This window comes from Rathayibacter sp. AY1C2 (assembly GCF_002931195.1).
GTDB lineage: Bacteria > Actinomycetota > Actinomycetes > Actinomycetales > Microbacteriaceae > Rathayibacter.
The window spans coordinates 60,449-67,647 of the sequence record NZ_PSWG01000018.1; the positions used below are offsets into that span (position 1 = coordinate 60,449).

A 7,199-nucleotide genomic window follows, 5' to 3' on the forward strand; every position below is an offset into this window, starting at 1 on the left:
GGCGGGAGTACCTAGATCGGCGGGGCGTGCTTCCGGGTGGGGGCGGTGCGCGGCGGGGTGCGGAGGAGCGCACCGGCACTCGGCGCACCCCTCCGCGGTCAGGCGACTCCGCGGTCAGCTCAGCTCCGCCGCGGCGTCGGCGATGATCCGCGCGACCTCCTCCGGGTGCGAGCGCATCACCAGGTGCGGCGCGTCGAGCTCGACGACCGAGCGCACGCCCGCCCGCCGGTAGCCGAACCGCTCGACGTCCGGATTGATCGTCCGGTCCGCGGCGGCGACGACGCCCCAGCTCGGCCGGGTCCGCCAGGCGGCGACGGGAGCGGCCTCACCGAAGGCCAGAGCGGCGAGCGGGCGCTGGCCGACCGCGAGCACGGCCGCCTCGGCCGGATCGATCCCGGCCGCGAACACCTCCGGGAACGCCGACACCGCGACCGACACGTCCGTGCCCGGCTCCGCTCCGTCGATCGGGAACGGGGTGTAGACGAGGTTCGCCGGCAGGTCGGAGTCGGGGAAGGCTCCCTGCAGCTGCCCGAGGCTCTCCCCCTCTTCGAGCGCGTAGGCCGCGAGGTAGACGAGGCCGACCACGTTCTCGGCGGCGCCCGCCACCGTGATCACGGCGCCGCCGTAGGAGTGGCCCGCCAGCAGGACCGGCCCGTCGAGCTGCTCCACGAAGGAGCGGAGGTACTCCGCGTCGCCCAGCAGGCTGCGGTTCGGCACGGCCGGGACGCGCACGGCGTGGCCGGCGTCGAGCAGGATCCGCGTGACCGGGGCGAAGCTCGCGGCGTCGGCGAACGCTCCGTGGACGAGGACGATGGTGGGTGCGGGCATGGGGTGTCCTTCCGGTCGGGCTGCGGTCCGGCAGCCGGCTGCGCAGCCGATCCGGACCCGGGCCGAACCTAGGACGGCGGACGGCGCGCGTCGTGACCCCGCGACTCCCCTGCCGACCGGGCGGCCGCCTGTCGCCCGCCCGAGGACACGCTCCAGCGCTCGTCCCGCCCGCTCACGGCGGGCCCGGCCCGCTGCAGCGTCCGCGTCCTGGTCCCGGCGGGGTCACCCTTCGACGGCTGGACCGCCCGGGATCGCGGCGCGGTCGGCCAGCGGCCTCTCCGGCCGGATCGCCGGCGACAGCGGCGGATCGGCTCGCGGACTCCTGCGGCTCGAGATCCGGGCCGCGGCGCGTCAGCTCGCGAACTCCTCCGGCCAGCCCAGCGCGGCCAGCGACCGGCGCACGCGCTCGATGTCCTCCTCCGAGGGCAGCTCCGAGGTCACTCCGGCGATCGCGGTGCCGACGTCCGCGCGGGAGGCGGGCGCGTCGGCGGCGAGACCGGCGGCCACCTCGGCCACCTCCTCGTCGCTCAGACGGCGGCGGAGGAGCGCCAGCAGCGGCACGAAGTCCTGCTCGGGCAGCCCGGCCGGATAGCCGGCGCGCAGCCAGCGGACGATGCGCGCGACCAGGCCCTCGCGGGTGTCCGGCTCGGCCAGCGACTCCGGGCCCGCCAGCGGCCAGCCCGCGCTCGCGAGCCGCGAGGAGACGCGGGCGACGTCCTCGGGCATCGCCGGTCCGAGCAGCAGCTGCTCGATCCGCTCGCGCACGACGGCTCGCGAGACGACCGTCTCGGCCCGCTCCGACTCCGACAGGAGCCGCGCGACGACCTGCTCGACCTCGTCCGTCGTGAGGCTGCGGCGCAGCAGGCCCAGCAGCGGCAGGTAGTCCTGCTCCGGCACGCCGGACGGGTAGCCCGCGCGCAGCCAGCCGACCACGCGGGCGACGATCCCCTCCCGCGCCGCGATCGGATCGGTCGAGGCCATGCTCAGCCCTTGGGCACGAAGGTCGGGATGACGTGCTCGAAGCTCACCGACTGGCCGAGGCCCGTCGCGATGATGACGCTCAGGCCGATCACCACGGAGCCGACGACGAGGGCGAAGCAGAGCACGCCGATCCCGCGCAGCACCGGGGCGGGCAGACCGGTCCGGACCGCGGGGGCGTCCGACCCGCCCGAGGCGGGAGCACCGGCGGCGACGGCGAAGGAGCGGACGCCGACGGCGAAGAGCACGGGCAGGCCCGCTCCGAGGAGCACGGCGACGAGGGCCACCTGGCCGGCGGCGGAGAGGAAGAGGGAGAGCACGGTGCGGATCCTTTCGCTCAGACGCCGGCGGTCTCGGGCGCGGGGCGTGCCGCCGCGTCCTGCCACTCGTCGTTGACGTTGTGTGCGCCGATGCTGTCGCGGCGCGAGCGGATGTAGATGAGGGAGGCGACGGCGACGAGGATCGCGGCCATCAGGAGGCCGCCGGCCGCGCCTCCGACGAGGTGGCCGATCCACCACATCACGGCGCCGACGAGGGCGGCGGCCGGGAGCGTGATGACCCAGGCGATCACCATGCGCAGCGCCACGCGCCAGCGCACCTGCGCTCCGGGGCGGCCGACTCCGGAGCCGAGGATCGAGCCGGTCGCGACGTGGGTGGTCGAGAGGGCGAAGCCGAGGTGGCTGGAGGCGAGGATGACCGCGGCGGAGGCGCTCTCGGCGGCCATGCCCTGCGGGGTGTCGATCTCGACGAGGCCCTTGCCGACGGTGCGGATGATCCGCCAGCCGCCGATGTAGGTGCCGAGCGAGATGGCCAGCGCGCAGCTGAGCTTGACCCAGAAGGGGACCGACTCGGTGTCGCTCCAGCCGCCGGCCGCGATCAGCGCGAGCGTGATCACTCCCATGGTCTTCTGCGCGTCGTTGGTGCCGTGCGCGAGCGAGACGAGGGAGGCGCTGCCGATCTGGCCGAAGCGGAAGCCGCGGTGGAGGCTCTTCTCGGCGAGGTTGCCGATCACGCGGAAGACGAGCCAGGTGCCGATCGCCGCGACCGCTCCGGCGAGCACGGGCGACATCAGCGCCGGGAGGATCACCTTGCCGACGACGCCGTCGAGCTTCGTGCCGTCGCCGGCCCAGTTCACGCCGTTGAGGCCGAGGCCCGCGAGAGCGGAGCCGATCAGGCCGCCGAAGAGGGCGTGCGACGAGCTCGAGGGAAGGCCGAGCAGCCAGGTCAGCAGGTTCCAGACGATGCCGCCGATGAGGCCGGCCAGCACGATCAGCAGCAGAGCGGAACCGCCGTCCTCGAGCAGCGCCGGATCGGGTGCGCCCGAGGAGTCCTGGATCTTCACGACCGCGTTGGTGACGGTCAGCGCCACCTCGATGCTGAGGAACGCACCGACGAGGTTCAGCGACGCCGAGAGGGCGACGGCGGTGCGGGGCTTCAGGGCACCGGTCGCGATGGACGTGGCCATCGCGTTCGCCGTGTCATGGAAGCCGTTGGTGAAGTCGAAGGCGAGGGCCGTGACGACGACGAGCGCGAGCAGGATGAAGGGATCCACGCAGACATGATGCTCCCGCGGCGGGAGGCGTTCCGGCGTGGTCGCGAGGCTTCACCTGCTGTTCACCTCGCGGGGCACGCCCGCCCGAGTACCCTGTGCGGATTCTCAGGCGGGCGGCGCTTCTGAGGGTGCGATCCACCCGAGCCCGCACCGGCGTGCAGCGCTCAGACGGGCGCGGTCAGGAGCCCGAGCGCGGCATCGGCGGGGTGAGGTCCGGGGTGTGCGCGGGGTCGGAGTCGGGGGCCGGCTCCTGCTGGGCGGCGGACCCGGCCGCGGCACCGGTGTCCTCGGCGGACTCCTGATCCTCGGCGGGCTCCTGCGAGCCGGGAAGCGGCGGGGTGAGGTCGAGGGCGCCGACCGCCGGCTCGGCGGCGTGCTTCGGCGTGGTCGGGCGGTTCCCGGCCGCGGCCGCCTTCTTCGCCGCCTTCTCCTGGGTCCGCTTGAGCTTCTCGGTCTGCTCGGCCAGCTTGCGGGCCTTCTTGCGCAGCTTCTTGCTGGAGTCGCGGACCGCCTCGTGCGCCGCGCGCACCGACTTCTCGGCCTTCTTCAGCGCCTTCTTCGCGCGCTTCTGCGCCGCCTTGTCGCGTGCGTCCTTGTCCTTGCCGGTCCCGGCCATGTCCGCTCCTCCGCTCGTCGACCGCTCCGGCCGACTCCCCCACGCTACCGAGCGGCACCCGCCCCGCGAACCCGCTGGCGAGCGCGCCCGGGCCGCGCTAGGCGCGCGGGCGGCGGCCGTTCTGCGCCCGTGCCGTCCCGCCTCCCCTTCCCCCTGGTCGCCGCCTCTCCTCCTTTCTCCTCGGCTCCCGCTTCAGCCCTGCGGTGCCGTTCGCGGCTGGGAGTCGCGGGCGAGTGACCCCGCGACGGGCGCGGGTTCGGCAGGCTGGGGGCATGGTCTTCCAGCACGATCCCGGCGGCTACCAGGGCCGCGCCGGCCTCCGGCGTCCCGTGCGCGGGCCCAGGCGCGACAAGTGGATGTGGTGGCGCCTGGGCTCCGGAGTCGCGGCGACGGTCGCCGGCGTGATCGCCCTGCTCGTCTTCACCGCCGACCGCTGAGCACGCCCACCGGCGACCCGGCGCACCCCCGCCACTCCGGATCGAGAGCCGATCGATGCGCTCAACCGCTTGACTCCGGAGGTTTCTCTCAGGTCGGATCCGGCGGAACGCGGGTAGTTTGGAGGGTCGCATCGGCTCAGCCGTGCGATCAGCCCCACTGCCCCACCCGGCGCTCGCCTCCCCCCTCGAGCGTCGGCAGACCTGGAACCTCCTCTGCATGCACCGTTCGTCACGCGCCTCGACTCCCACCCCCGCAGGAGCCGAGACCGGCAGTCCGTCCGCCCTTCCGACCCGTCGCTCGCTCCGTGAGCAGGAGTCCCGCAGCCGCCGCCCCTCCCGCGGCCCGTCGCGACCCCGCGTCTCCGCCGTCGCCGCGATGACCCTCGTGGCCGGCATCGCGATCACGTCGACGATGCCCGCGTTCGCCGTGAGCGGCACCGCCGACTCCGAGCTGACCCGCGACACGGCCACCGCCGTCGCCGCGGCCCGCCCGCAGAGCTTCGTGGCGGCCGGAGTCGTGCAGCAGAGCGTGACCCGCGACGCCTTCGCCGCCGAGGCCAAGCCCGAGGTCCTCGTGCCCACCGCGTCCCTCGACGCGATCACGGCCACCTCCGGCGAGTCGACCGCGGCCGCCGCCGGAGCGTCCGGAGCGTGGGTCGTCCCGATCTCCGGTCACATCAGCAGCAGCTACGGCCCCCGCCCCGACGCGCCGGTCGCCGGCGTGAACCTGTTCCACAAGGGCACCGATCTCGCCGGCGCCTGCGGCACGCCCGTCCTCGCGGCCTCCAGCGGCACCGTCGAGGAGGCGTCGTACCAGGGCAGCTACGGCAACTGGATCCTGCTCGACAACGGCGGCGGCATCGAGACCGGCTACGCCCACAACAGCGAGCTGATGGTGTCGGTCGGCGAGACCGTCACCGTCGGCCAGGTCATCGCGCTGCGCGGCTCGACCGGCGCCTCCACCGGCTGCCACCTGCACTTCGAGACGCGGGTCGACGGCGAGGCGGTCGACGCCGTGCCGTTCATGGCCGAGCTCGGCGTCCCGATCGGCTGACGCCCCGGGCGACTCGAGAACCCGGACGTCGCGGTGGCCGCTCTCGACCACCGCGACTTCTCTGTTCTCGTGAGCGCACAGGCCGGCGTCAGGGCCCGGGGACCGTCCGCGCCCCGGTCGAGACGGCGGCCGACCAGTGCGCGTCGTCCGGCACCGTCGTCACCCTGATCTCGGCGTCCTGCTCGACGGCGATCTGCATGGTGCCCGTGTTGCCGCCTCCCGTGCCGGTGCGGGTCGTGCTCGGGCTGTAGACGCACGACGATCCGCTCGTCATCAGGCCGACGACCTCGATCGTCACCTCGGCGTCCGCGGTGTCGCAGGCGACCGAGACGGTGATGTGCAGCGGATCGCCGCTGAGGTACACGGTCTGCGGATCGACGGGGCCGACCTGGTCGGTCCACCGCACGGCGGCGGTCGCGCCCTCGGGCAGCGTCACGGGCCCGAGCGGAGCCTCGGTGGGCGTCGCGGTCGGAGCGGCGGTCGTCGGAGCAGCGGTGCCGGGAACGGCGGGTGTCGCCTCCTCCGCCTGGTCGGCGCCGCTCGTGCAGCCGCTCAGAGCGAGCGCCGCGAGCAGTGCCGAGGCGCCCAGCGCGGTCGCGCGCCGTCCCGCCCGGAGCCCCGTCGCCCGGCGCGGAGCGGTCGTTCTCGTGGTGTCCATGGTGGTTCCCCCTGTCCACTGGCGTCCCTCCGGTCTACCCGAGCCCGCGCGGCCGCGGACCGCACTCTGCGACGGTTGCCAGGGTCGGGAGCCGTGATGCGGATCGATGTGGAGCTCCTCCGTACCGGCGCGGCGGCCCGTCGATCCGCTCGGGTGCCGCGGATGATCGGCACCGGGCGGATCCGACGCCCGCCGCACCCGGCGCACCCCGCCGAGCCGCCCCTCTGCACCCGGAAGGCACTGCCATGATCGCCTCGAACACCTACCCCTTCGCCGGACGCACCGTCCTGGTCACCGGAGCCGGCTCCGGCATCGGCCGCTCCATCGCACGCGCCTTCCTCGAGCAGGGCGCGAGCGTCGCGGTCGCCGGGCGCACCCCCGCCACGCTCGAGGAGACCGTCGCCGGCTTCCCGGCCGAGCACGTCCTGGTCGTGCCCACCGACGTCTCGGTCCGAGCCGAGGTCGACGCGCTCGTCGAGGGCACCGTCGCGAGGTTCGGCGGGATCGACGTCCTCGTGAACAACGCGGCCGGCCACCTCGGCGGCCCGATCGAGGAGGTGGAGGACGACTCCTGGCGCTCGCTCTTCGCGACGAACGTCGACGCCCTCTTCTACGCGGTGAAGGCGGCGCTCCCGCACCTCAAGGCGAGCCGCGGCAACATCGTCGTCGTCTCCTCCGTGTCGGGCATCCGTGGCGACTGGGGCCAGGCCGCCTACAACGCGACCAAGGGCGCGATCACGACGTTCGTGCAGTCGCTGGCCCTCGACTTCGGCGCGCACGGGGTGCGGGTCAACGCCGTCGCTCCCGCCTTCACGCAGACGCCGCTGACCGAGTCGATGGCCTCGACCCCCGAGGAGCTCGCGCCCTTCATCGACCGCATCGCCCTCGGACGCCCCGGGCAGCCGGACGACATCGCCCCGCCGGTGCTGTTCCTCGCCAGCGCGGACGCGGCGTACATCACCGGCGCGATCCTCGCCGTGGACGGCGGAACGAGCGCCTCGACGGGGCAGCCGCACCTGTAGGCGGGCGTGCGGCTGCCCCGTCGAGGCGCTCGTTCCGCCGTCCACGGCGAGGAT

General features: G+C 74.4%; 9 protein-coding genes. 3 read left to right on the forward strand and 6 right to left on the reverse strand.

Going from position 1 to position 7,199, the window contains the following annotated elements:
- Nucleotides 1–114 precede the first annotated feature (114 nt).
- The 5 genes from C5C55_RS12550 to C5C55_RS12570 all read right to left on the reverse strand — a co-directional run bounded on the left by C5C55_RS12550 (nt 115) and on the right by C5C55_RS12570 (nt 3,974).
- Nucleotides 115–828 carry an alpha/beta fold hydrolase gene (locus tag C5C55_RS12550; RefSeq protein ID WP_104227378.1) on the reverse strand — a complete coding sequence of 238 codons (714 nt, stop codon included), beginning with the start codon at nt 826–828 and terminating at the stop codon, nt 115–117.
- A 351-nt stretch (nt 829–1,179) separates the two neighbouring features.
- Nucleotides 1,180–1,809, reverse strand: a complete 630-nt coding sequence (locus tag C5C55_RS12555) for a DUF3349 domain-containing protein (protein ID WP_104224010.1) — start codon at nt 1,807–1,809, stop codon at nt 1,180–1,182.
- Between the two features lie 2 nt (nt 1,810–1,811).
- Nucleotides 1,812–2,126, reverse strand: coding sequence for a hypothetical protein (locus C5C55_RS12560; RefSeq protein WP_104234141.1), 315 nt, complete (start codon nt 2,124–2,126; stop codon nt 1,812–1,814).
- A gap of 17 nt (nt 2,127–2,143) precedes the next feature.
- The gene (locus C5C55_RS12565) at nt 2,144–3,358 is read right to left on the reverse strand and encodes an inorganic phosphate transporter (protein ID WP_104224012.1); all 1,215 of its coding nucleotides are present in this window, start codon (nt 3,356–3,358) and stop codon (nt 2,144–2,146) included.
- A 178-nt stretch (nt 3,359–3,536) separates the two neighbouring features.
- Nucleotides 3,537–3,974: a hypothetical protein gene (locus C5C55_RS12570; RefSeq protein WP_104234142.1), complete on the reverse strand. Its 438-nt coding sequence runs from the start codon at nt 3,972–3,974 to the stop codon at nt 3,537–3,539.
- A 272-nt stretch (nt 3,975–4,246) separates the two neighbouring features.
- Between C5C55_RS12570 and C5C55_RS16655 the strand changes: the two genes are divergently transcribed.
- Both C5C55_RS16655 and C5C55_RS12575 read left to right on the forward strand, forming a co-directional pair.
- Nucleotides 4,247–4,411, forward strand: a complete 165-nt coding sequence (locus tag C5C55_RS16655; protein ID WP_159940529.1) for a hypothetical protein — start codon at nt 4,247–4,249, stop codon at nt 4,409–4,411.
- A 376-nt stretch (nt 4,412–4,787) separates the two neighbouring features.
- Complete coding sequence (locus C5C55_RS12575; protein ID WP_219813016.1) at nt 4,788–5,465, forward strand: M23 family metallopeptidase; 678 nt, start codon at nt 4,788–4,790, stop codon at nt 5,463–5,465.
- 88 nt (nt 5,466–5,553) lie between these two features.
- Here the strand turns inward: C5C55_RS12575 and C5C55_RS12580 are convergent, their stop codons facing one another.
- The gene (locus C5C55_RS12580) at nt 5,554–6,123 is read right to left on the reverse strand and encodes a hypothetical protein (protein WP_104234144.1); all 570 of its coding nucleotides are present in this window, start codon (nt 6,121–6,123) and stop codon (nt 5,554–5,556) included.
- 245 nt (nt 6,124–6,368) lie between these two features.
- Here C5C55_RS12580 and C5C55_RS12585 point away from each other — a divergent pair, with 245 nt between their 5' ends.
- On the forward strand, nt 6,369–7,145 hold the full coding sequence (locus C5C55_RS12585) for an SDR family NAD(P)-dependent oxidoreductase (RefSeq protein ID WP_258072554.1): 777 nt from the start codon (nt 6,369–6,371) through the stop codon (nt 7,143–7,145).
- The last annotated feature ends 54 nt before the right edge of the window (nt 7,146–7,199 follow it).